This is a genomic window from Roseivirga ehrenbergii (genome assembly GCF_001593005.1).
Classification (GTDB): domain Bacteria; phylum Bacteroidota; class Bacteroidia; order Cytophagales; family Cyclobacteriaceae; genus Roseivirga; species Roseivirga ehrenbergii.
The window spans coordinates 17523-42626 of the sequence record NZ_LQZQ01000050.1 but is presented as its reverse complement, the minus strand read 5'-3'; the positions used below and the strand labels follow the sequence as shown (position 1 = coordinate 42626).

23 protein-coding genes are annotated in these 25104 nt (G+C 40.2%); 14 read left to right on the top strand and 9 right to left on the bottom strand.

Annotated features, from left to right (window positions below):
• The first annotated feature begins 149 nt into the window (after positions 1–149).
• Positions 150–1286, top strand: coding sequence for a lycopene cyclase family protein (locus tag MB14_RS16350; protein ID WP_062593516.1), 1137 nt, complete (start codon positions 150–152; stop codon positions 1284–1286).
• A gap of 16 nt (positions 1287–1302) precedes the next feature.
• Here MB14_RS16350 and MB14_RS16345 read toward each other — a convergent pair whose 3' ends face one another.
• The 5 genes from MB14_RS16345 to MB14_RS16325 all read right to left on the bottom strand — a co-directional run bounded on the left by MB14_RS16345 (position 1303) and on the right by MB14_RS16325 (position 6189).
• Entirely contained in the window at positions 1303–2379 is a 1077-nt protein-coding gene (locus MB14_RS16345; RefSeq protein ID WP_062593514.1) for an anhydro-N-acetylmuramic acid kinase, read from the bottom strand.
• A gap of 15 nt (positions 2380–2394) precedes the next feature.
• Positions 2395–3708, bottom strand: coding sequence for a NupC/NupG family nucleoside CNT transporter (locus tag MB14_RS16340; protein WP_062593513.1), 1314 nt, complete (start codon positions 3706–3708; stop codon positions 2395–2397).
• 170 nt (positions 3709–3878) lie between these two features.
• Entirely contained in the window at positions 3879–4466 is a 588-nt protein-coding gene (locus tag MB14_RS16335; protein WP_053222994.1) for a bifunctional nuclease family protein, read from the bottom strand.
• Positions 4467–4478: 12 nt separating this feature from the next.
• A complete protein-coding gene (locus tag MB14_RS16330; RefSeq protein ID WP_062300739.1) occupies positions 4479–5432 on the bottom strand; it encodes an electron transfer flavoprotein subunit alpha/FixB family protein in 954 nt (317 codons plus the stop codon).
• A 19-nt stretch (positions 5433–5451) separates the two neighbouring features.
• Positions 5452–6189, bottom strand: a complete 738-nt coding sequence (locus MB14_RS16325; protein WP_062593848.1) for an electron transfer flavoprotein subunit beta/FixA family protein — start codon at positions 6187–6189, stop codon at positions 5452–5454.
• A gap of 178 nt (positions 6190–6367) precedes the next feature.
• Between MB14_RS16325 and MB14_RS16320 the strand changes: the two genes are divergently transcribed.
• The 5 genes from MB14_RS16320 to MB14_RS16295 all read left to right on the top strand — a co-directional run bounded on the left by MB14_RS16320 (position 6368) and on the right by MB14_RS16295 (position 9334).
• Positions 6368–6691 carry a tetratricopeptide repeat protein gene (locus MB14_RS16320; RefSeq protein WP_062593511.1) on the top strand — a complete coding sequence of 108 codons (324 nt, stop codon included), beginning with the start codon at positions 6368–6370 and terminating at the stop codon, positions 6689–6691.
• A gap of 361 nt (positions 6692–7052) precedes the next feature.
• The gene (locus MB14_RS16310; protein WP_062593507.1) at positions 7053–7484 is read left to right on the top strand and encodes an energy transducer TonB; all 432 of its coding nucleotides are present in this window, start codon (positions 7053–7055) and stop codon (positions 7482–7484) included.
• A gap of 153 nt (positions 7485–7637) precedes the next feature.
• A complete protein-coding gene (locus tag MB14_RS16305) occupies positions 7638–8213 on the top strand; it encodes a DUF6705 family protein (RefSeq protein ID WP_062593506.1) in 576 nt (191 codons plus the stop codon).
• Between the two features lie 29 nt (positions 8214–8242).
• On the top strand, positions 8243–8803 hold the full coding sequence (locus tag MB14_RS16300; protein WP_062593504.1) for a hypothetical protein: 561 nt from the start codon (positions 8243–8245) through the stop codon (positions 8801–8803).
• Between the two features lie 27 nt (positions 8804–8830).
• Positions 8831–9334: a hypothetical protein gene (locus MB14_RS16295; protein WP_062593501.1), complete on the top strand. Its 504-nt coding sequence runs from the start codon at positions 8831–8833 to the stop codon at positions 9332–9334.
• A 119-nt stretch (positions 9335–9453) separates the two neighbouring features.
• On the opposite strand, the gene MB14_RS16290 is transcribed toward MB14_RS16295, so the two are convergent.
• From MB14_RS16290 to MB14_RS16280, 3 genes are read right to left on the bottom strand one after another with little or no spacing between them, the layout of a single operon-like run.
• On the bottom strand, positions 9454–10587 hold the full coding sequence (locus MB14_RS16290; protein WP_157716606.1) for an NAD(P)/FAD-dependent oxidoreductase: 1134 nt from the start codon (positions 10585–10587) through the stop codon (positions 9454–9456).
• Positions 10588–10589: 2 nt separating this feature from the next.
• A complete protein-coding gene (locus tag MB14_RS16285) occupies positions 10590–12764 on the bottom strand; it encodes a LodA/GoxA family CTQ-dependent oxidase (RefSeq protein WP_062593499.1) in 2175 nt (724 codons plus the stop codon).
• Between the two features lie 23 nt (positions 12765–12787).
• Entirely contained in the window at positions 12788–14143 is a 1356-nt protein-coding gene (locus MB14_RS16280; protein WP_062593498.1) for a hypothetical protein, read from the bottom strand.
• Positions 14144–14439: 296 nt separating this feature from the next.
• Between MB14_RS16280 and rlmF the strand changes: the two genes are divergently transcribed.
• From rlmF to MB14_RS16255, 5 genes are all read left to right on the top strand, one after another.
• Positions 14440–15468 (top strand): 23S rRNA (adenine(1618)-N(6))-methyltransferase RlmF, encoded by a 1029-nt coding sequence (gene rlmF / locus MB14_RS16275; protein ID WP_062593846.1) that lies wholly within the window; start codon positions 14440–14442, stop codon positions 15466–15468.
• A gap of 174 nt (positions 15469–15642) precedes the next feature.
• Positions 15643–16308: an NAD-dependent epimerase/dehydratase family protein gene (locus MB14_RS16270; protein WP_062593497.1), complete on the top strand. Its 666-nt coding sequence runs from the start codon at positions 15643–15645 to the stop codon at positions 16306–16308.
• 100 nt (positions 16309–16408) lie between these two features.
• Complete coding sequence (locus tag MB14_RS16265) at positions 16409–17362, top strand: SDR family oxidoreductase (protein ID WP_062593495.1); 954 nt, start codon at positions 16409–16411, stop codon at positions 17360–17362.
• A gap of 25 nt (positions 17363–17387) precedes the next feature.
• Positions 17388–17900 (top strand): hypothetical protein, encoded by a 513-nt coding sequence (locus tag MB14_RS16260; RefSeq protein WP_062593493.1) that lies wholly within the window; start codon positions 17388–17390, stop codon positions 17898–17900.
• Between the two features lies 1 nt (position 17901).
• Positions 17902–18813 carry a helix-turn-helix domain-containing protein gene (locus MB14_RS16255; RefSeq protein WP_062593491.1) on the top strand — a complete coding sequence of 304 codons (912 nt, stop codon included), beginning with the start codon at positions 17902–17904 and terminating at the stop codon, positions 18811–18813.
• 289 nt (positions 18814–19102) lie between these two features.
• Here MB14_RS16255 and MB14_RS16250 read toward each other — a convergent pair whose 3' ends face one another.
• Positions 19103–21652 (bottom strand): M14 family zinc carboxypeptidase, encoded by a 2550-nt coding sequence (locus MB14_RS16250; RefSeq protein WP_062593488.1) that lies wholly within the window; start codon positions 21650–21652, stop codon positions 19103–19105.
• A gap of 131 nt (positions 21653–21783) precedes the next feature.
• Here MB14_RS16250 and ade point away from each other — a divergent pair, with 131 nt between their 5' ends.
• From ade to MB14_RS16235, 3 genes are all read left to right on the top strand, one after another.
• Positions 21784–23415, top strand: a complete 1632-nt coding sequence (gene ade / locus MB14_RS16245) for an adenine deaminase (protein WP_062593486.1) — start codon at positions 21784–21786, stop codon at positions 23413–23415.
• A 70-nt stretch (positions 23416–23485) separates the two neighbouring features.
• Positions 23486–24799 carry a hypothetical protein gene (locus tag MB14_RS16240; RefSeq protein ID WP_062593484.1) on the top strand — a complete coding sequence of 438 codons (1314 nt, stop codon included), beginning with the start codon at positions 23486–23488 and terminating at the stop codon, positions 24797–24799.
• A complete protein-coding gene (locus MB14_RS16235; RefSeq protein WP_062593482.1) occupies positions 24799–25095 on the top strand; it encodes a sll1863 family stress response protein in 297 nt (98 codons plus the stop codon). Before MB14_RS16240 ends, MB14_RS16235 begins: the two co-directional genes overlap by 1 nt.
• Positions 25096–25104: the final 9 nt, after the last annotated feature.

Sequence of the window (25104 nt, the reverse complement as noted above, 5' to 3'; positions counted from 1 at the left end):
GTCCCTAAAAGGGGTTCCCAGATTTACTAATGTGCTGTTAGGCCTCAAACCTAACAATTTAATTTAATCTTCAATAAAGAATCTATTCGACCATTTTCCGTACTGCCAATGACCAAAACATAGTTTTATCCTTTAAGTTTACATAGTTAATGAAGCAATTCGATTATATAATAGCGGGAGGTGGAGCAGCGGGATTGACCCTCGCTTATTTGCTGTTGGCACACGAAAATAGTGAAAAAACCATACTTATTATCGATAAGGACGATAAATCGACAAATGACCGTACTTGGTGCTTCTGGGAAAAAGACGCAAATCTATTCGAAAACCTCGTCTATAAACATTGGAATAAAGCTTCGTTTTATAGCCCCACCTTCAGTCAAACATTCGCCCTTTCGCCCTACTCTTACAAAATGATAAGAGGTAAGGATTTCTATGATTTCATGAAATTTGAGTTGAGTAAATTCAATAATCTTACTTGGCTTAAAGAAAGTATTATTGAAATGGATCCTCAAGGAATTGCGAAAACAAGCACCGAAATCTATTCGGGCAATATGATTTTCAACAGCATTACAGGGCTGAAAGACTTCAATATTCCACCCAAGCACGTACAGTTTTTACAGCATTTTAAAGGGCGATTCATACAAACAGAACAACCTTATTTCGATGCCGAGGCAATGACCTACATGGATTTCAGAATAGATCAAAAAGGCGACTGCCGATTTGGTTATGTACTTCCACTTTCTCCAAACAAAGCCTTGGTAGAATACACCATTTTCAGTGAGCAGCTTCTTCAACCCGAAGCCTACGATAAAGGATTGGATGACTACCTCAGCAATTTTCTAAAAATTGAGGATTACAAGGTTCTGGAAGAAGAGTTTGGTGCCATCCCGATGACTGACTTTCCTTTTCCAGCGAAGGATGGTAAAGTTATCAATATTGGCATAAGTGGTGGTTTTGCGAAACCCTCCACTGGATATACCTTTTTGCGATCACAGCACATATTAAAGAAGATGGCGAGTAATCTAGCCAAGCAAAAAGATCCATTGGCTGATTTACCTCATCAGAAAAAGAGGTTCCAGAAATACGACAGTACATTGTTAAATGTATTGCGGAATGGCGAACATTCTGGGGCTCAAATATTCTCTGACTTGTTTGAGAAAAACGGTGCGCAAGCCGTGTTTAAATTTTTAGATGAGGAAACCAGTTTAGCTGAAGAAATAAAAATCATGTCCTCTACCCCTATTTTGGCTTTTGGAAAAGCCTTTTTTAAAACCTTCGGAAAGTAATTTTGAGGAATGAAGATTACCAAGGATAGAAAATTACACCAGAAGTTGAATCCTTCGAAGCACCCGTTACTGAACTTAGGCAATTGATTTCACCCTCACTTCTCAACACGCCCATAAAAGCAAAAACGATGGCTTCTTTAAAGTCGATTACTGAGGTTTCGGGAATTACTACCATTATTGAGTTGTCTAAATAATGCTGAATCATTTCTATCAGAAATAGATTCTTTGCTCCCCCGCCCGTGACCAACATTTTGTTATTCGCTGTTGCATAAGGCTTTAAGCTTTCACTAATCTGGAAAGCGATATGATGTACCGCTGTGTGCAATTGATCTTCAATACTCGCATGCGAATCATCAATCAAAGGCTTCATTTCATCTCTGAACCATTCATAACCCAACGACTTTGGGAATGACTGCTGATAAAAGCCTAATGCATTTAATGCATTCCATAACGGTTCAACCAATTTACCCGAACGTGCCATTTTGCCCTCATCATCAAAAGAATTTCCTGTTGATTTCAATATATAGCTTAACAACATATTAGCAGGCGAAATATCGAAAGCTTGCCTCATTCCATTGATTCGGAAGGAAGCGTTAGAAATACCGCCCAAATTCAAGCAGAAATCATAATCAGAGAAAAGGAGTTCATCGCCTATGGGTACCAAAGGCGCACCTTGACCTCCGAGTGTTACATCGAGTGTACGGAAGTCGCAAATCACTTTTTGACCAGCAGCATTGGCCAATGTCTGTCCTGCTCCTATTTGGTATGTGAGTTCTTTGTCTATTTGGTGAAAAACGGTATGCCCGTGGCTGGAAACAAAATCAACTTCTAACTGATTCTCGTTTATGAAAGTTTTAGCCTGCTCACCCATCCACTTGCCAAATTCATTATTGAGCAGCAATAAATCTAAAGCAGAAAGCTCAATAGAACGTTTAAGTTTCTCTTGAAAATCAGGGGTATATTCGATACAGGTGGATTTGTTCAATGAAAAACACCACCGACCACTCTCCTTCCAAAAAGAGCAATACGCCATATCCAGTCCATCTAATGATGTGCCAGACATTAAACCTAAAACATGGTAGGTTTCTTTCATCTAAGCTTTTGAATTTTAGCCAAACAGTGCGCCCGCGATAGTCGCGGTCATCATGGTGGCCAATGTAGCCGCCATTAATGCCTTAATTCCCAGTCTCGATAAGTCTCCTTGACGATTTGGCGCTAAACCACCAATACCTCCAATTTGAATTGCAATGGATGAGAAGTTCGCAAAACCACAAAGCGCGTAAGTGGCGATAATTATAGATTTTTCGCTAAGATCTCCTGCTGCCTTCATATCGGCCAAACTCAAATAAGCCACAAACTCGTTGATTACTGTCTTTTGACCAATCAAGCTTCCTACTTGTAAAGTTTCAGACCATTCTACCCCCATAATAAAGGCAAATACTCTAAAGACCTGACCCAATATGTACTCAAGACTAAAACCACTGAACACGCCATTTGTGCTTGAAACGACATAGGTGTTTAAACCCGTCCATGCACCAATTCCGTCTACCAAAACCCAGTTAAGCGAATAGATTACTGCGATAAAAGCGAGCAGCATAGCAGCTATGTTCATCGCCAATTTCATTCCGTCCGATGCGCCACCAGCCAGGGCATCAATCACGTTAACACCAATCTGATCTTTATTCACCTTCAATCGAGAATCAATCTTTTCTGGCTCTAATTCTGGCAGGAATATTTTAGACATTACAATGGCCGCAGGGGCATTCATAATGGATGCACTCAAAAGGTAGGTGGCAAACTTGGCTTGTTGGGCTGGGTCTCCTCCTCCCAAAAAGGACACATAAGCTCCCAATACTGAGCCAGCAATAGTAGCCATTCCCCCTGTCATTAAGCAGAGTAATTCGGAGTTGGTCATTTTACCAATAAATGGTTTAACCAATAAAGGCGCTTCGGTTTGACCTAGAAATATATTTCCGGCAGCAGACATTGATTCAGCCCCTGACAAACGCATAGTTTTGGCCATGATCCATGCAAAACCATAAACGATTTTTTGAAGGATACCCAAGTAATATAAACCTGCTGTAACAGCAGAAAAGAAAATTACCGTGGGTAAAGCTTGAAAGACAAAGAGAAAACCTAAACTGTGATTTACGCCTTCCGCAGCACTGCTATTTTTTGCCAAATCACCATACAAAAATTCAGCACCATTAAGCGAAAAGCCCAAAAAAGTAACAAAAGCTTGACTGACTTTATCGAATGCCAGTTGAATAAAGCCCACTTCTGAAATAAGCAGCGCAATCACCAATTGTATTACGACCCCAACTCCTACTAATCTCCAATCAACCTTCTTTCTTCTGCTTGATAGTAAATAGGCAATTCCTATTAACACTATCAATCCAATTATTCCTCTTACAATGGCCATGATTAACTGCTCACATGTGAATTTCTGATATTAAAAAAGTGACTTAAAAAACCACTCCATTGTGATCTCGAAAGAAGTACTCAAGAGATCAGCCTGTTAAAGTTAACAGAACTTACTAAACACAATAAAGCCCTTCCGATTTTATTCAGAAAGGCTTTATATATTTTTATCTAGCTTCTTCTATTCATTTCATCCCTGATCTTAGCCGCCTTTTCGTAATCTTCATTACCCAAGGCTTCATCCAGCATTTGCTGAAGCTTATCTAAGGTGAAATCTTGCAATCGATCTCCTTTTGGTTTTTCCACTACCGGAGCATCTTCCATGTCCTCTGCTACTTCTTCCTCATCAGTAAGAATGATTCCGGCTTCTGAAAGCACAGTTTCATAAGTATAGAAAGGAACATCGAATCGGATTCCGATAGCAATGGCATCAGAGGGCCTTGCGTCAATATCGATGGTTTTGATGCCATCGGTACAAACGATTTTAGCAAAAAAGACGCCTTCCTTTAAATCGGATATGATAATATGTTCGACACTAAAGCCAAACCCATTAGCGAATGATTTAAATAAATCATGTGTCATTGGGCGGTTAGGAACAATCTTTTCAATTTCCAGCGCAATGGCTTGGGCCTCGAACATCCCGATAATAATGGGCAATCTTCTTTCGCCTTCTACTTCACCGAGCACAAGTGCAAAAGAGCCAGAAGTTTGCGACTGACTGGAGGAAAGACCCAGGATTTCGATTTGTATTTTTTTCAAAATAGTAGAAAACTAGGCTAAAGCTTTTTTAAGGGCTTCGTTCAACTTAGGCAATACTTCAAAAGCATCACCAACAATACCATAATCAGCAGCTTTGAAAAATGGTGCTTCTTCATCTTTGTTGATTACAACAATGTATTTTGAAGAGTTAACACCAGCCAAATGCTGAATAGCGCCAGAAATACCTACCGCGATATACAATGAAGGACTCACTTTTACACCTGTTTGACCAACGTGCTCATGGTGAGGTCTCCAATCCATATCCGAAACTGGTTTTGAACAGCCTGTAGCTGCGCCAAGCGTTTTCGCCAAGTCTTCAATAATTCCCCAGTTTTCAGGGCCTTTTAATCCTCGACCACCAGATACTACGATATCTGCTTCAGGCAACAATACATCACCCTCTGCTTTTTCGGAAGAAGTGATTTTTGCACCGAATAATGCATCATCTAGCGCCACATCAAAAGCCTCAACTGAAGCTGCAGCCCCGTCTGTTTTTAGCTCAATGGCATTTTTCTTAATAGCCAATATTTTTTTATCGGTAGTTAAAGTAGTGTTTACAAAAGCCTTACCTGTGTAAATGCTTTGTTTCACTACAAAACCGCTATCCGTTTTTGGTAATTCCGATACATTCGAAGCCAAAGCGGCTCCTAATTTTACTGAAACTCTACCTACTACAGCATCTGCTAAAGATGATTTTGCGGTTACCAATACTTCGGCACCAGTACTTTCAAATGCTTTGGCAATTACTTCTGTATAAGGCTGAATCAAACCCGCGTTAAGCTTTTCATCAGCAGCATGCAATACCTTAGTGGCACCATTTACTCCTGCTGAAGCCAATTCTTCGTTCGATACCGAACCTAAAGCAATGGCGGTTACTTCCCCAATCGCAGCTCCATATGAAATGGCCTCTCTTGAGGATTTCTTAATTTTTCCGTCTTCTGTTTCTATAAATACTAAAACTGACATGTTCTGTGCTTTTGGAGATTTAAATTACTTTCGCTTCGTTTTTGAGTAGGTTCACCAACTCTTCCACATTGTCTGCATCAATCATTTTTACCGCTCCTTTTGGTGCAGGCAATTCGTATTGAGCAATCTCAGTAAGTTTTGTATTGTCAGTAGGCTCTACCACATTCAATGGCTTAGTTCTGGCCGACATAATACCTCTCATGTTAGGAATTTTCCATTCTGCAATAGGTTCTTGACATCCTGCAACAAAAGGTAAATTCACTTCTAACTTTTCTTTTCCTCCTTCGATTTCACGAGTGATTTTGGCAGTATTTCCTTCTACTTCTAACACCATTACTGGAGAGAATGAAGGCAAGCCAAGCATTTCGCCAACCATACCGTGTACCATGCCACCGTTAAAGTCGATCGACTCACGGCCCATCAAAATCAAATCGTATTCACCTTGTTTTGCTACATCCGCAATTTGCTTGGCAACGAAATAAGAATCAGAAGGGAATGCGTTTACTCTAATTGCTTCATCGGCTCCAATGGCCAATGCTTTTCTCAAAGTTGGTTCAGTTTCAGCTTCTCCAACATTTAAAACGGTTACTTTACCTCCATTGGCTTCCTTCAACTCTACCGCTCTGGCCAGTGCGTAATCATCGTATGGGCCGATGATAAATTGCACACCATTCTTATCGAATTTGGTATTGTTTTCTGTGAAAGCGATGCGCGAAGTAGTATCAGGTACGTGGGTGATACAAACGAGTATATTCATGCTTGCTTTATGATTTTTTGTATAATGAATTTCTATAATAAACCCCTCATTTGGCCTTGTGTTCAACTTTAAGTTAAAAAGACCTTTATTTGAGGAAAACGATATAAAAAGAAGGCTTAAACCTTAAATTTGCCCCGAAGATAGTCAATAATGAAGTAAATAAAAATCAATGTAAACGATGAACGAACAGAGATTGAGCATGTTAAAAAAGTTTGCAGCGGAAGAACCCAACGACCCTTTTAACTGGTACGCCTTGGCCAACGAATATTTGACTGAATCACCCGAAAAAGCCAAAGAATATTTTGACAAGCTGCTTTCAGAATTCCCTGACTACCTTCCCACTTATTATCATGCAGCTCAGGTGTACATCGACTTAATGAAAGATGAAAAGGCATTAAGCATTTACGTTCAAGGGATTGAGCTGGCTCAAAAACAACAGAATTCAAAAGCACAGCGTGAGTTGAGTACTGCCTACCAAAATTTATTATTCGAAATGGATTAATTAAACTTTGAATAATTCGATAAGGCTATTACATTTAGAGAGAAATTTTAATGCCTTTCAAATGATTCGAGCTACACTCTGTTTACTCTCATCCCTCCTATGCTTCAGTGCATTTTCTCAAAAAATAGACACTACCTATTTTAACCAAGAAAATATAGAAGTTGCTAAAAATGATGCTTCAGTATTTCGTTATGATGTAACATCCAGCAAAGGGAAAAGTAGCTCCATTCACCGATACTCAATGAACGGGACACTATTAGAAATCATCACTCTTACTAAAAACAAAAAAGATGGCCTTTATTATTTCCTAGACCTTCCTGACTCTATCAAATTATAAGGGAAATATAAAAGAGACATTCCAGTGGGTAAGTGGACTACCAACTACTTAAAAGAAGGGCATTCTTTTGTAGACATTTATAGCCCCGAAGGTTTTTTGATTAGTCGAGATGGCGTACTTGGCTCAAGTATTCAAGCTTTTGAAATAGATGAGTTGGACACTAAACCAGATTATGTAATAGGAGACAATGGATGGAATCAACACCTCATGAAACACTTAACATACCCCAGAGAAGCAGCTAGAAGCGGAACTCAAGGTGGAGTTGAATTAAGATTAACAATTCTAAGTAGTGGCAGAGTCGCTAAAGCAGAAGTCACAAATGATGACGTTGATGAATACCTAGCAAAAGAAGCAATCCGAGTTGCACTTATTTCTGACAACTGGAGCCCAGGAATAAAAAATGGAAACCCTGTAAATTCCTACATGTATTTAAAGATTATGTTTAGACTTAAGTAACGTTTACTAACCTATGCATCTCCCTCCAAAATTCACTTTGAGGCCAGCGTTGCTCTAAGCCAATAATTCGTTTAATAGTTGGACTCAGCTAGGGTTAAACTCAAGTAGTAATGTCGTAACAATTAGGTGTAATTAATTTTAAAACAACCTATTATGAAATATTATATATTAATTACCGGTATGTTGTTGGCTTTTGATGTTTCGGCTCAAAAGCAAATTGAGAAAAAAGATTTAACAGATGCTCCAGCCTATTATCAAAGATCCTATATAACTGACTCCAGGTTAGATAAGTTTGTAGGCCTTTGGAAATGGGAGGAAGGAAATGAGGTGTTTCAGCTTTCACTGGAGAAAATCAAGAAATTTGATTTGCAAAAGGATTATAAGCAAAACCTGCTTATGGATATTATTCAAGGTAAGTACTTTTTTAATGAGGATCAAAATAAGCCTAATCCTGTGTTCGATGATTATTTATTTATTGATTTCGGAACAACAAGAACGGAATATACATTAGGCTTTGTTCTGAGGGATGAGTTTAACGATTGGGTTTATAGCGGGACAATGGAATTAGATCCAGACAATCCCAATAAGGCTTACTTTAAATTCCACCCAATGGAAAAAGTGAACATTTATGTGGACGGGAAGCCAATTGCTAAAAAAGAAAAAGGGGTTAAAATACCAGGAGGACTTTTGAAGCTAGAAGCGAAGCCTTTAATAAGGGTAAATAAGTAGGCTTATTAGAAACACCCAACGGGTTAATAATGAAAAATAAATTATCACTCCTAATCCTCCTAACCACGGTATCTGTGAGTAAGGCTCAGGATATTTCAGGTACTTTAAGCGTTGAAGACTACAAAACAATTCAAATAATAAATAACCAACACTCAAAAACCATGTCCTTAGGAGACATTGAGTATCAACCTGTTAATGGAAGTTGGTCACAACTCACCGCATCTTTGGGTGTGACCACCCCGACTTGCACCACAAATGAGGCTGGAAACAATTGTTATGTTGAGCAATCTGGGTTGAAAATTTACTATAGTAACCGTTTAGGTGATTATATGATGGGTAGTCTAGCTATAACCAATACTAATTTCACTTTTCGTATAAAAGGGCAGCAAATCAAGGTTGGAGATGACATATCCAAACTATCTTTGGTTCATACAGATGCTTATAACAAAAGACAGACGGTGCCAGAAGGACAATCATTTGAGCATCAAATTCTGCTTGTTTTAGAGTATACTGACTTAGGCATCTCGTTTTTTTACGACTCACGCACAAATAAAATAACCGAAATTCTAGTCTTTCAATCACTAGTTTAGTCAATGGTGTTATAAAAATTGTAGCAGATGAAATTTCTATTACCCATCTTTATCCTAACAACCCTCTTTGGCCAAGGCTATGGAGTAATTACGATTAGCGACTTTGCATCGATTAAAATAAACCAAAGCATAAGCCTAGATGAACTCTTGAATATAGATGAGAATTGGAGTGAATTGAAAAATAAACTAGGCCAACCAAGCACTGAAAAATGCGAAGATCAATTCGTTGAACAGGTTTGTAACTTTACTTATGCCGGAGCAACTGTTAAATACACTGATCTTTTGGGTGACTTTTATTTGAGCAAAGCTAGTTTTACTAAATCAAGTTTTGTTTTTCGAATCAAGGGCGTAGATGTAAAAGTTGGAGACTCCATCAGTAAACTCTCTAACATATTCCCAAATGAATACCAGAAAGGTTTGAGTTCAAACAGATTATTATTTCATGTAGCAGATATGGATATTTCTCTTTCCTTTAACTTTAATCCCAGTACCAATAAAATTTCTGAGATCCTTATTTTTCAGGCTTTATAAATTTATGTGCTGACTTTAGAAGTGAAGCCTATTGAACTAGTTCAATAGACTTCACTTCTATATCAATTTCTGTTGATGAACATATCCCACCCTCTTTTGAATAAAAAATTTCTAAACATTTACTTTGGTTTAGAAGAAACCAATTTATCCAAACCATGCATCTCCCTCCAAAATTCACTTTGAGGCCAGCGTTGCTCTAGGTTATAAAAATGTTGACGGGCTTCTTTGTATTGTTCATACTGATGAAAAACTTCCTTTTCGAAGTATGGAAGAGCTTCCTTTGCTCCATTTTTACAATGTGCAATGATTTCTGCCGAACGCATACCTTGTGTTATGGACTTGATGATGCCTTGTGAAGTAATTGGGTCGTAAGCCGATGCAGCATCTCCAATGGCCATCCAGTTTTCGCCCACAACATGATCTAAGCAAAAAGACTGAGCAGGAAAACCGAGTAACTTCTGATCAATCGGTTCCATTTGGGCAATCCATTGATGCGTATTTGGGGATTGCTGCAAAAGTTGAATCCAGTTTTTAAGGTCGTTCAGACCTAATTTTTTTACCGTTTCAGCATTGGTGTAAAGTGTTACCAATAATTGTTCATTGGGAATTCTGGCGGCATACCACCATCCGTTTTCAACCGATTTTAAATGTGTAAGTTTAGATACTTCGCGAAGCCCCTTATTTTTGAACCTTAAAGCCAAACACACTAAAGGGGTTTCGTGCTGCTTCTTACTTCCTTGATCGGTAGCAAAAACGCTGCGCACACCAGAAGCGTCTACTACAAAATCAGCTTCTATTGTAGTTGAATCTTCACCTTCCTTTTTCAGGTTTAATTGATAGCCACCCTCCGTTTTCAGGCTACTTTGATAACTGTGCCCTGACAAAACTTTAGCGCCACGCTCAGCAGCCTCGTTCACTAAAAATAGATTGAATTTTGCGCGGTCTAAATGCCAACCATGCCCGAACGGACTTAAAATACTGTCGTTATAACCCCTCTTTTCACTTCCCCAATAAGAGCAACTACCAAAACAGGGTTCGTGATTCTGAGCCTGAAAAGCATCTGCAATACCCAATTGGCGAAGAATAGGATTCATCTCAGGGGGAATACTTTCTCCAATATGGAATTTACCTGTTTTCGAAGTATCTACCAAAGTGACATTTGCTATGCCTGCATTTAAAATAGCAATGGCGCAGGAACACCCTGCGGGTCCTGCGCCAATTATTGCCACATTATAGTTGGGAACTATATCCAAAATTAATTTTTAGGAGGGTACACTTCGTCATCAACAACATTTGGCCAGAAAACGACCAAGTTACTGTCATCTTTATCGAAAAGGCTTTCCACCTCCAAGTAATAATCCTTATTAAAACCATCAGGATAGCCGTCAATGGCAGGCCCTTGCATAATCGTACCGATTTTCACCCATTCCGTAAGAATATTTCTACGGTTCTGATAACGACCTACATTCATTGCAGCAGTATCGAAACCTGATGAAGCTGGGCAACCCGGAGTCGATAAATTCTCCTGCGCTGCAGTACCTTCTCCACGAACTGAAAAACGCTGTTTCGTAGATTTGATATCGCCATTATTGGCCGATAAATCATTGAAAGTATATACCGCTACTGGGCGTTGCGCTGGCCAAGACCAGAACAAAGTAGTATTCACCGTTCCGCTATACACGTTCTTTTCGGTAATATCTCCACCTGGATTTGGCGCTGGCGTATGCGTAGCACAAGAGTTATAATCCGTATGCCAAGGAATAGCCATAAACTTACACAAGTCACCCGGCTGAACAGGGTCTGGCCTCAATGGCGTATAGCCTACTCCTAAAAATGGTTGGTCTTTAGTTGCTGTAGAATAATCCAGTACTTCGGCATTAATTCTAAAAGGCCCAACGGCTGGGTTCTGCCAGTCTTTATTATATAAATCCGGGTCACGAACAATAAAAGTCAAATCAATTCCAGGGCTAAAACGACCACCGAGGCAATTCACCAAAATGGTTTTATCGAGTTGTTCACCCTCGCCTATTGGTAGCGCACTAGCCCCCACACTCATTCCTTTATTCCATTGCTCCATAAAGAAATATTGCTGACGCGATACGGTTAAAAAAGCCTGATTGGCATCTCCCAATGACAAAGGCATCAATGGTGCTCCATTATTATTCTGGCTACCATCTGGGTTTCGAATAAACTTCATCATGTCGAAAGGCGGCTTTTGTTCCGTTAACAACTTCACTCTTTCGTGAGCCGAAATGGCCTGATCTGGTAAATTCGTATTCCACATTTGCATATGAGCCGAATTCAAGGTTGGGAAAATATCATCTTGGAAGTAAGGCTTGTATTCGGGATTATATTTCCCGTTGCTAAACACCTCTGGCTGAAGGTTGAAATTCTCTAACCAAGTATTATAAACATCATCCCAAAGATTTACCACATTCAGAGTTTGAGGGGCATAAGCAGGATCGGTAACTACTGCCCAAGCACTCCCTTCAATCGCCTGTTGCGTTCCATCTTCAAAAACCAAAACTGCAGTAACAGGTCCGTCAGAAGTATCATCTAACCAATTGTCGTTATCTACATCTTTGCACAGCGGTTGACTGGCATCAAAGTTTCCTTGATTATCGAAAGCACAGGCCAAACCATGTCCGCCTAAAACCAAAAGCCTACCATTTGGCTCAGTAATGATTTCCCCCAAATAACTAATCGGATCGCTACCGTTGGAGCTGCTACCGTTGGTTGCAGGAAACTGAATTGGATAATTGGCTTGGTTGGTAATTGCCTCCAAACTCTGATCATAATAACTGGCCTGAGTTGCGTTATCAAATTTTATAGGCGTAGTTCCTTGACTTGCCTTAATAGCACGAGGCCCAGCATCGATCACCAGCTTCTTTAAACGGTCGGTATTTGCAGGGTTTACTGTATATGGGTTTTGTGGTGAAGAACTATCAAAATCTGGGTTCCTCAATGGCGGTGTACTCACCGTCATGGTTTTTCCGTCTACCGTTACTTCATGTGGTTTATAAAGTTCAATACCCAGATTGGCGTCTTCATCTATCTCCCAACAATTTGCCTTTTTATTCGCCAAGTGCGCTGTCCAAATAATGTCCTTCACTTTTTTACCATCCACCGTAGATCCGATCAATACTTCTTCTCCTCCCTGCGTGGGATAGCTCAGTTTGCTGCCCTCATTTGGATATTGAAAGATTTTGAAACGAGCGGCCTGCCTTTTCAACCTACCTTGTGCATCACGCAAATCACCACTGGTAATGGTAGTGTTTTCGGTGCCCGGTTTTATTGGAAGCCCACCAGTAAGTGCTTGCCCCTCTTGCGGAGATGCGGCCATAGTTTCTGGCCCTAAATAATATTCTGTACTATTTCCAACTCTGGCCATGCCAATAGCTGGATGTATTCTTAAGCTTGAATTTGCCATTTTATTTTTATGGTTAGGTTGAATTAATTAGAACGTTTTACTTCGCCACCGCCTTGGTAATTCTTTAGAAGAATATGACTGGTATTGGCATTCTTGCCTGGCAACACCTTAGTGGAGAGCGGCACATTTGTAACAGGGAATGTGTTGTGACAGCTGAAGCAACTGTTTTGAGAGCGCACTTTTTGCGTAAACGTTTCAATAGTAGCGTTGGAGAGGGTTAACGAACCTGTCACCATAGTTGAATCTACATTAGGATTCCAATCTGGCTTTAGCACTCCTTTTTCGGTATTGAACCAAACAGCACCTACCTCAAAGTAATTCTCCCAAATAGAGCCTTCCTTTTTTAATTGGTCTTTCGCATTTGTATTCAGGTGATCGATATTACCACGGTTGGTAGAACTTCCTCCACCTTGCGCATACTGACGTGCCACTTGAGTTACTGGTGTAAGCGTCTGCTTACTTTCATCTACAAACTCCAGAATTTCAGCATTATTCGCATTAGTTTGCCTGGCGGTAGTATTGGCAGTATATAGCAACCAGTTCTTATCTGAAACGGGGTCGTTCATACCTTGCACCACTACACCGCTTGCATCTTCTTTAAAGTTTGGCGCATTGCCATCAAATTCGAAGGTGGCCCAGATAAATTCCGGATGCCCTTCTACTACAACGGCAATGTGTAAGCCTATTAAAGCTACTTCTACATCTTTCTGAATTTGCGGATTATCTTCTGGAATTCTAGGCTCACCATCTACCATCGTCAATAATTGAATATCGGCTTTGGTGGTGTACAAATTACTCACATCTTCTCCTGGCTGCACCAATTTCCAGTTGGCCTTTAATGACATAGAGCCTACAGGGAAATCGGCAGTTGCGTCAAAATCAACAAACACCTTAGGATCATACAGCTTATTATCAAGCACCCAATCGCGATAGATGTCATTGATCATAATGTTGCTGTACACCGCTCTTCCATGCTGATCGATTAAGATGCCTTTAGAAAGCGCTTGCTCTACAATATCCAAAACCTGATAGGTGTCATTTTTAGTTTCTGGATGAATAGCATTACTAGTGTAGAGGTTTTCAAAGCGTAGCTTCCCATTTACTTCTTCTGTAAGCCATAGAAAGTATTGCCAAGAGATTAAGTGAAAATCACAATTGGTGACGTCATCTCCCTGAGGGAAATTTTGCGGTTGTGGCGTAGGAACAGCCCCAGTAAACCATTCAGGAGGAGCAACACAGTTGCCATCTACTCCATTGATGCCGCCTGTATTCGAAGCAGCGACTGCCAAAGTTTCTGTTTTCTCCTTGGGTGAAGAATTACAAGCCACCAAGCAGGTAACGAGTAAAAGGAAAAAACATTGATTCGCGATGTTTTTCATAGTTTAAAAATTTAGGTTGATTAATTGATTTTTTCAACGGTAAGTATTATCCATTCACAATTTCAATAATTTTAGAAATAGAAAGGTTACTAAAATATTACCTATATATATTCTATGTAGATAATTATTAACTGATTTAAAAAATTATAACTAAAACATGAGTTGATATACTTTTTAAAGTTATAAAATTATTAACCAAAAATCAGAACCATCTCTGAGTTATTTTTCGATTTGTTATAGAATAGGTGCTTTTCCGTTTTGAACAGTACCTTTGCCTTTGATAAACTCATATGGATATGTCTGAAAGAAGAGAAAGGAAAACACCTAATAAAAAATCGAGTAAAGACAATACTCCTGCAACCAAGCCAAAGCTTCACCCCAGAAACAAACATAGAGGCCGCTATGACTTACCTCAATTGGTAAAAGGAACTCCAGAATTGGGTGCCTTCGTTCAACCAAATAAATATGGAGACGACTCCATTGATTTTGCAAACCCAGCAGCGGTAAAGGCACTGAATAAAGCTTTATTGAAACACCATTATAAATTAGAGTTTTGGGACATTCCCGAAGACTATTTATGTCCGCCAATACCAGGAAGGGCCGATTACATTCACCATATGGCCGATGTACTTTGCGCAAGCAATTATGGTAAAATACCCACTGGCAAGAAAGTGACTGGCATTGATGTGGGCGTTGGCGCCAATTGCGTTTACCCCATTATTGGCACACAAGAATACGGTTGGTCTTTTATCGGTACTGATATTGATTCCATTTCCCTTAAATCTGCCCAGGCCATTATTGACCAGAACCCCAACTTGGCGGGAAAAATAGAATTGAGAAGACAGCCCGAGCCAAAGGATATTTTCTACGGCATTTTGAGAAAAGAAGACCGTGTCGACTTTACGATATGCAACCCTCCATTCCATCGTTCTCCAGATGAAGCCCAAGAAAGTGCTTCGCGAAAGGTGAATAACCTTGCCAAGAAAAAAGTAGCCGACCCTGTATTAAACTTTGGCGGAAGAAGTAAAGAGCTTTGGTGCGATGGCGGGGAACGAAAGTTTATTCAAACCATGATTCGCGAAAGCAAAAATTTTGGTGAATCATGTTATTGGTTTTCCAGTTTGGTTTCTAAGTCTTCGAACCTGCCCGTAATTCTAGAATCATTAGAAAAAGCAGATGCGGTTGAAGTAAAAACTATTCCAATGGGGCAAGGCAATAAAAGCAGCCGCATTGTAGCGTGGACATTCCTCAACGCGGCTCAGCAAAAAGAGTGGAAAAACACAAGATGGAAAGAGAAGAAAGCCTCAACCAAAACACCTGAGTAGGTGTAAATGGTTAAAACCATTGTTATAAGATTTTTTGATACCATAGCCCACGATTTAAACCGTGGGCTATGTTTTTGGGGCGCATCGCCAGAACCGTTTTAACGGTTTATATTCTTTAGTTTAGCAATTCATGATAAGAGAATTATAGACTAAAGGCTCAACTCAATTACTGATATGAAAGCAATAATAACAGGAAGTACTGGTATGGTGGGTAAAGGAGTTTTACTAGAATGTATTGATGACGCACAAGTGGAAGAAATACTTCTTATCAATCGAAGTTCATTAAACCTAGACCACCCAAAGGTTAAAGAATTAATACATAAAGATTTCACAGATTTTTCAGCAATCGAAAGTCAATTAATCGGTTATGATGCTTGTTTTCATTGCATGGGCGTTTCTTCTGCTGGCATTAGCGAAGAAACATATCACAAACTCACTTACTCCATTTCGGAAGCCTTGGCCTCCACTTTACACAGCATAAACCCGAACATGATGTTTAACTATGTTTCTGGTGCAGGAACAGATAGTACCGAAAAAAGCAACACCATGTGGGCACGAGTAAAAGGCAAAACAGAAAACATGATTTTGAACATGGGCTTTAAAGATGCCTACATGTTTCAACCAGGAGTTATTTTGCCAGAAAGAGGTATAAAATCTAAAACCACATTATACAACACGATGTATGTAATCATGAAGCCGTTTTATTCGCTGTTGAAAAAAATGAAATCGGTAACCACCACTACACATCTTGGTAAAGCCATGATTAACACCTACTTCTACCCTCAAGAATTGAAACGGTTGGAAGGTGCGGATATTAATAAAATGGCCTTAATGAGTTAATCTGATTACGAAAAACCAAAAAGTATACACTATACGAAAATGTGTATAACACGGTAGACAAATACTGAGCTCATCTTTGTATCAACAAAATATTATAGAGATGAGCACGACAAATCCATTTGGCAAAAAAGGCTGGACACCCGATAGAATAAAAGACCTGAGCGGTAAAACCTTTGTAATTACCGGCACTACCAGCGGTACTGGTTTTGAAGCAGCACGCATTCTGCTTTCTAAAAACGCACAGGTGGTAATGTTGAACCGAAACCCTAAAAAGGCAGCAGACACCACTGCTCAGCTAAAACAACTGCTAGGAAATAATATCAATGTCATCAACATCACCATGGATTTGGGCGCGCAAACTTCTGTAAAGTCAGCTGCAGCCGAAGTTTTAGCGAAAGTAGACCGTATTGACGCCCTAATGTGCAACGGTGCCATTGCGCAAGTGCCCAAGCAACAAATCACAGAGGATGGCTGGGAAAGTCAGATGGGCGTAAATTATTTTGGGCATTTCACGCTTCAAGCACTCCTTTTCCCTTTGATCGAAAAATCGAATGGACGCATTGTAACTGTAGGCAGCTTGGGCTATGATATGGGCATTAAGACCATCAAGTTTGACGATTTGAATTGGAACAAAGACTACACACCAAATGATGCTTACAGCCAAAGTAAATTGGCGCAGATCATGTCTATTTATGAATTGCAAGATCGATTGGCTGCTGCAAGAAAAACGGGAGTAAAAGCCTATGCCTGTCACCCGGGTTCTTCCAGAACAGCATTAATCAGCACAAGTGGGAGCTTTATGATGAAAATGATTTTTGGCCTGATGAAGCTATCTCCACTCACCCAACCAGCCGAAAATGGCGCTTACCCGGAGCTGATGTGTGCCACGGAACCTGAATTAGATCAAACCGCTTTTTATGGCCCAACAGGCCGAAGCAATTGGGTTGGCCCTGTAGGTCCGCACGAACTAAAACCACACGCTAAAGACAAAACCGTAGCCAAAAAATTGTGGGATCTTTCTGAAAAAGAAACAGGTGTAAAGTGGAATCTATAAATTGAGAAACATAAATTACAAAGTTATGAATATACTAAAAGCAGCCACCGATTGGGCAAAAGCTGAATTGGTTTCCACCCCATTCTTCGCGATCTCGGGTGTGGTATTCATCGCCATAAGTATTGGGTTTTGGCAAGTAGGAAAAACCGATTTAGCCAAAGCTTACATTATTCCCACTTTAGTGGCTGGCACTCTATTGGTGCTTATTGGTTTGGGCCTATTTTTTACCAACAAAGCAAGAATTACTCAGTTTGAAAAAGCTTATCAAGAAGATGCTCCGGCATTTGTAGCTTCAGAAATAGTTCGTACCGAGGCCACATTGAAGGAATACAAAAATGTAGTTTTTACTGCCATCCCAATTATCATTATTGCTTGTGCTTTGGTGCTTTTCTTTGTCAATGCCCCTATTTGGCGTGCCAGCATGATTACCACCATTGCCATGTTATCGGTTATATTGTTGATTGACGGTCTGGCTCACGCACGCATGGCCGAATACAACCAGCAATTGATTAAAGTACAAGAAGAAAATAAGTACTGAGATGCAGCACTTCAAAACATTATCCGCATACTTGGAATACCTAGAGCTTCCGCGCCCAGAGCACCCTATGATTAGCGTATACACCGCCCTGGGCGATGGCTTTTTACCCTGCCCCAAAGCGAGTTCTCCGCCCATTACAAACGACTGCTACACCATTAGTTTTAAAAAATTCGTGAAAGGCGAATTAAACTATGGTCGAACCAAATATGACTTCACCAATGGGGCTTTGTTTTTCATCGCGCCAAGGCAAGTATTACAATGGGATGACACCGCGGTGTTTGAGCAAAAAGGCTTTTCTATCAACTTTCACGAAGACTTTCTGAAAGGCACCGAACTGGCACAACAGATTAAGAAGTATAGTTTCTTCTCCTATTCGGCCAACGAAGCCCTGCACCTTTCGCCAAAGGAAGAAAAACAAATGGAGGCCATTGTGGACAGTATTGATATGGAATACCGTAACAATCAAGATGCGTTTAGTAAAGACATCATTCTTTCGCATTTGAGCACCCTCCTTAAATATGCCAACCGTTTTTACGAACGTCAGTTTATCAACCGAAAGGAGTTATCAAATAGTTTATTAGAGCAATTTAACGAGAAACTTGAAGAATACTTCGACTCAGGAAAACTCCAAGAAAAAGGCATTCCTAGTATTGAGCAAATTGCCGATAGGCTTTCGGTATCGCAGCGTTACCTGAGCGATACGCTGAAAAAGGAAACAGGAAAAACCAGCACCGAGCATCTGCAATTATACCTGATTGACGAAGCCAAAAACATTCTGCTAGACCCCAATAAAAGCGTAACAGAAGTAGCCTATGCATTGGGTTTTGAATACCCGCCTTACTTCTCTCGTTTATTCAAAAAGAAAGAAGGCATTAGTCCTACGGAATACCGGGAAAAATACAGGTTGAATTAGCTTCATGAACAACATAGCCTACGGTTTATGGGCTGTGATAATAGGATAAATTGACAGAACCTGTGACCACTATTCACAAAGGACTCCGTCCTTGGGCTAAGCTCCTAACATTGTTACTTCAGACCCTTCTCCCGATATTCGAGATCAGGGATAGAAAAAAGACGACTACTGTTAAAATGGTTAAAACCATTACACAAAGATATTCAAAAACATAGCCCACGGTTTAAACCGTGGGCTATGTTAAAGGGATGAATTGACAGAACCGTTTTAACGGTTTATATAAGGCCTATTAATAATTACCGAAGAATACCGCATTAAACAATAGTCTGTTGGTACCGTACCACATACCACGGAAATTCGGGTTGTCGACAAACATGACTACATTACCCCTACCCATACTTGTAGCGATCAATGAAGCCGTTCCCCCAATATCTTTCAAGTTAGCTTTACTCACATAACCACTTAAAAGTGGATTTTCAGTGTACTTTACTACTGTATTGGTTGGGCTCGAGCTTGGTTGAATTAAGGTAGAATGATTTCGATACACTGGTAACTCACGGCTGGTATAACCAAAGCCAATTGGATGGGTAATGTCGATATCTGTCATGTACATAGAGCCACCAATAGATTGTGCTCCGTAGAAGTCTCGAGAGGTCACGTAATCCATTCGCTCTGGCGTTTCTCTTTCACTCCGAGGCGCATATTTTTCGTTTACCCATTTTGCGCCAATGGCCCAACTGGTTGCTCCTTTAATGGTAATCAGCGTTCCGCCTTCTCTAACCCAAAGCTTGATTCTGTCCAGCGTACTTTCACCTAAAGAGTTATAAGATCCAGAAACAAGGATCAGGGTGTTATAATCGCTCCAATTGATTCTACCAGCATTGTCCATATCTACTTTCGTGATTGGCATTCCCACTTTAGAATCGAACAAATGCCATACTTCACCTGCCTCTGCACTATTAGTGTTTCCGCCTATCAGCATGATTGCTTTGGGTTTTCTTACTGTAGTAAAGCTTCCGCTTCCTAAATCTACACCCGAAGTACTAAAACCAGTTTTCACACTTTGCGCACGAATACCTGCAATCTCGGTGGCTTCCTCCACATAAGCATGTACCAAATCGGCATCCATTTCCTGACGAGAAACTGGAATCATCAAGGTACCATAGCCATACTCCTTTACACCTTCATTGGTTTCGATAGAGAAAGGCTTACTGCCATAATTCACATAAACGCCCTTTTCCAAAAGGTAATTCAAAGCCTTAGGCGCGTAGTATTCGTTCCACTCAATTAAATAAGCATAATTGGTTTTCGGAACCCTAGCATATGTGCCTTTCAGGTCATTTCTCGTTAATTCTTTACCCGATAAATCTTGTTTTCCTTTCCATTCGGCATAAGGCATATTGTAGGTTAAAGCCGCTGTCCAAGAAGATGCATCGTAAAAAATACTATCATGAAAATCGATAACTTTTTCAAACATGGTGCGCACCATTCTGTATTGCTTTTGCGCATTAGGCACATAGAATGCTTTGCCAGCTTTATAGTTTTTCCCATCTAATTCGATGTCATCGTTCAGCGCCACGGTTTTGATTTTATGTCTCAATAACAAATCAATGAAAGCCTGATTCCTTCCATCATCTGCAGGGTCGCCAAATACCCAACCTTTCACTGGGTTCTTTGCACCTTCTTCCAAAGCAGAATCGAAATAATTCTCCATGTGCTTTAAGAGTACTTCGCGTTCTCCTACCGAAGCACGCACTGTTGCCAAGCTAGAGGTTACATGGTTTTTTATGGTGAAGGCAAAAGCCACTTTTCCCGTTGGGGAATCTTGCACGTGCCCTCGAGAACTGGCTTGTTCGAAAACCAAACCTAAAGCCCCGTGAATATCTGGATAAGTTGAGCCATAGCCAGGATAGCTGTTGTCGTACTGTTCTTTTGTGAAATACAAAGAACCAATTTCGTCTAAGGCTTCATGGAAATAACCTGCGAACAAGTTGTTCAAACCATCATAATTATCTCTCGGCACTACTGGGTTTTCTGAACCGAATGGTTTTGTCGGTTCGAAAAAGTAAGTGGAATTCGTTCCCATTTCATGAAAATCAGTCACCACATTCGGGTACCACTTATGGTAGAAATCGATTCTTGATTGACTTTCTACATGCGCCAATGGCAGCCAGTCGCGGTTCAAGTCGTACCAATAGTGATTTGTTCTTCCGCGTGGCCAAGCCTCATTATGTTCCACATCAATGGGGTCTGACACCATGGGATCACCTAAATAGGAATTGGCCCAAGTAGAGTGACGGTCACGACCATCAGGATTAAAGGTGGGGTCTACCATTAACACTGCATCTTTCAATGCCGCCCTTACCTCGGCAGATTGGCCCGCCACATAATAATATGCGGTAAGCATGGCCGCTTCGGAGCTCGATGGCTCATTGCCATGTACGTTGTAGCCCAACAGCACCACCGACTTCATATCGGTGTAATCGCCCACCCTTTGGGTTGGATCGGTAAGTTTTAAATGCTCTTTTCTGATGGACTCTAAATTTCTATGGTTTTCAGGTGAAGTGATGGTCAATACCACCAGTTGCCTGTGTTCGTAGGTTTCTCCAATGGTATCGAGCTTTGCACGGTCTGAAATTCTTGCGAGTTCGCGCATGTAGCCCACAATGGCATCGTGGCGGGTATGTAACGTACCTATTGGATAACCCAAATATTTTTCAGGCGTGGGTATTTTTGGATCGAAACGCGTGCCCTCTGCAAAAAAGTAATCGTTTTGAGCTTTTAAACTGAATAGGGCGAATAAAAGAACAATGGTTGTGAATAGACTTCTATATCTCATGGTTGAATGTTTTTTCTTCTCTTCAAATGTGAGTAAGTTGAAATTATTACTATTCAAACTTTCTCATTTAGGTATGATCCTTTTTGCGAACTTTACTCCACTAAAATACAACACCAAGTAAAAACCAAAGCATGAAAATCTCAGGCCATATCATAGATGTAAGAAACAGAAGGTTGTTCAAAGGCATCCTCCACATCAAAGATAATAGAATAGAAAGAATTGAGCCATCAGATACTGTGGACGGTCAGTTCATCATGCCTGGGTTTATCGATTCGCACGTCCATGTAGAAAGTTCGATGTTAGTTCCTTCAGAATTCGCCCGACTTGCGGTGGTGCATGGAACGGTGGCTACCGTATCTGACCCGCATGAAATTGGTAATGTTTTGGGGGTAAAAGGCGTGGAGTACATGATTGAAAATGGAAAACAGGTGAATTTCAAATTCAATTTTGGAGCGCCTTCCTGTGTGCCTGCTACCACTTTCGAAACCGCAGGAGCCGAAATAACTCCTGATGAAGTTAGGTACCTACTCGAAAAAGATGAAATAAAATATTTGGCTGAAATGATGAACTGGCCGGGCGTGCTTTTTAACGACCCTGTGGTTTATGAAAAAATAAACATCGCCAAATCACTTGGCAAACCTATAGACGGCCATGCCCCGGGTTTAAGAGGCGAAAAAGCAGAAGCCTATGTAAAAGCAGGCATGTCGACCGATCATGAATGTTTTACCAAAGAAGAAGCCCTCGACAAGCTAAAGCACGGAATGAAGATTGCCATCAGAGAAGGTAGTGCAGCTAAAAACTTCGAGGCGTTAATCGAACTAATGCGTGATTACCCTCAAATGATCATGTTTTGTTCTGACGACAAACACCCTGACAATTTAGTCGAAGGTCATATTAACTTATTGGTAAAGAGAGCACTCGCCAAAGGCCATGAGTTATTTAATGTTCTCCAAGCGGCCTGTATTACACCGGTAGACCACTATAATTTAGAGGTAGGTAGCCTTAGAGTTGGAGACCCTGCCGACTTTATCACTATTGATAACCCTAGTAATTTCAAAGTTTTGGCCACCTATATCAATGGTGAAAAAGTAGCTGAAAATGGAAAAACACTAATTCCAAGAGTGGAGAACCTTATCATTAATAATTTCAATTGCGACCCGACTAGCGAATCTCAAATTCAAATCAAAGATGAAGGTGGTAAAGTAAATGTAATCGAAGCCCTAGATGGACAATTGGTCACCAACTGCATTGAAGCAGAAGCCGCCACCGACCAAAATGGGAATTTAGTATCGAATGTAGAGAATGATGTACTGAAAATGGTGGTAGTAAACCGTTATAAGCCAGCAAAGCCGGCCATTGCATTCATTAAAAATTTCGGCTTAAAGAAAGGAGCTATTGCTTCTAGTGTAGGTCACGATTCTCACAATATTATTGCCGTGGGTGCAACGGATGAAGCGATTGTAAAAGCAGTAAACCTTATCGTAGAAGCCAAAGGCGGGGTTAGTGCTGTCTCTGAAAAAGAAGAAGCCATAGTTGCGTTACCCGTAGCGGGCATCATGAGTGCAGAGGATGGGTATGAGGTAGCAGAAGCCTATTCAAATATCGATAGAATTTCTAAAGAGATGGGAACTAAACTAAATTCACCGTTTATGAGTTTGTCCTTTATGGCACTATTAGTGATACCATCTTTAAAGCTTAGTGATTTAGGATTGTTCGATGGAGATAAGTTCGCGTTCAAACCTCTATTTGTTAAGCATTCGTAACAATTTAATAACGAGTGTAGGTTATCGTGATTTTTAATTGCGTTAATTTTGGCTCCTTAAAATTATAATTATGAAAAAGTTAATATTCTGCCTTACTCTGGCTTTTTTAGCTTTACCTACGTTAGCTCAAAATCCAGATATAAAATATCCTGATGACCCTCAGCTAGCTGAAGAGGCAAAAAGAAAGTTTGCCATGTCGTTAGACGATATGGCTTTTGAAAGATATAGAGAGGCTGCCAACTCACTGGCTTGGCTCTTGAAAAACGCACCAGACCTTTATGAAGGCTTGTATATCAACAGTTATAAAGCTTATGAAGCAATAGCGGAAAAAGAAACCGACCAGACCAAAAAGAGGGTTTATTTAGACTCTATGTTTACGGTATACAAGTTGAAAGACGATAGGTTTCCACTTAGCGATACAGAAATAAACAATGTGGCTTATAGGTATTATAAATACCATAAGGATGATGCTGACAAATACGATGAAGCCCTAAAGGCTTTTGCTAGAGCCTTTGAAAAACCCGATGAAGTAATCAATAACAATTTGGTGGCCTATATGGACATCCTAAAAAGGAGTTTCATAAAGAATAAAAATGTGAGCGAGAATGAGGCTTTAGACATCCACGCTAAAATCACCGAAGTAATAGAAGACCGAATTGCAAAAGGCAAGGATGTACCCAAATTCGAACAATACAAAACAATAATTGATCAAGCCCTTACCACTATTATTGATGTGAATTGCGACTTCATTGAACAAAAACTCTACCCTCAACTCAAAGAAAACCCAACTAACATTAAGTTAGCCAAAAGAATATTTCAGTTATCACTAACAGCAAAATGCTCTGATTCAGATTTCTTTATGGAAGCCGTTGAGGTAGTACATAAAGCTGAGCCAACTTCTGGTTTAGCTGGAATTATTGGTAGAAGAAAACTTTCAAGCAAAGAGTATCCAGAAGCCATCAAATACTTTCAGGAAGCCATTAGCTTAGAGCAAGACAAAGCAAAAAAAGCTGAAACAACTCTTTCATTGGCCAAGGCATATGCCCTTTCAGGCGAAAAAGTGAAAGCAAGAAACGAAGCAATAAAAGCAGGCGAACTTGACCAAAGTGTGGTAGAAGAAGCCTACAACCTTATAGCTTCAATGTATATGAATAGCTTTGAGGAGTGTAAGCAAAACGTAAGTCAAGTTGCAGATAGGGCTATTTTCTTTGCCGCATACGATGCATATAAAAAGGCCGGCAATACCAAAGGAATGGAAAGTGCGAGAGCACAATTCCCTACAAAAACCGAGATCTTCGAGTTAAACTTAGAAGAAGGAGCCTCAATTAAAGTGGGGTGCTGGATTAATGTAACTTCAACGATTAGAACTAGACCAATAGAATAATGGCAATAAGAGATGAAGCGGAACAATTGATAAAAGACCTCCGCAATAAAATTGACGAGCTTATTGAAAAGGCTAAGGACGCTTCTGGAGAAGTGCGTGAAGAAATGGAAGAAACCATTGAAAAGTTAAAAATTCAGCGCGACAAATTAGAAGAGAAAATGGATGATTTTCGAGTTAAGAATGAGCCGAAAATTGAAGAAGCCAAACACCATCTAAAAAATGCCATGGACGAGATTGGTAAAGCTTTTGAGAAAATGTTCAGAAAAGGCCCCGGGGCGGAAGAGATGAAAGACTAATTAAATTCT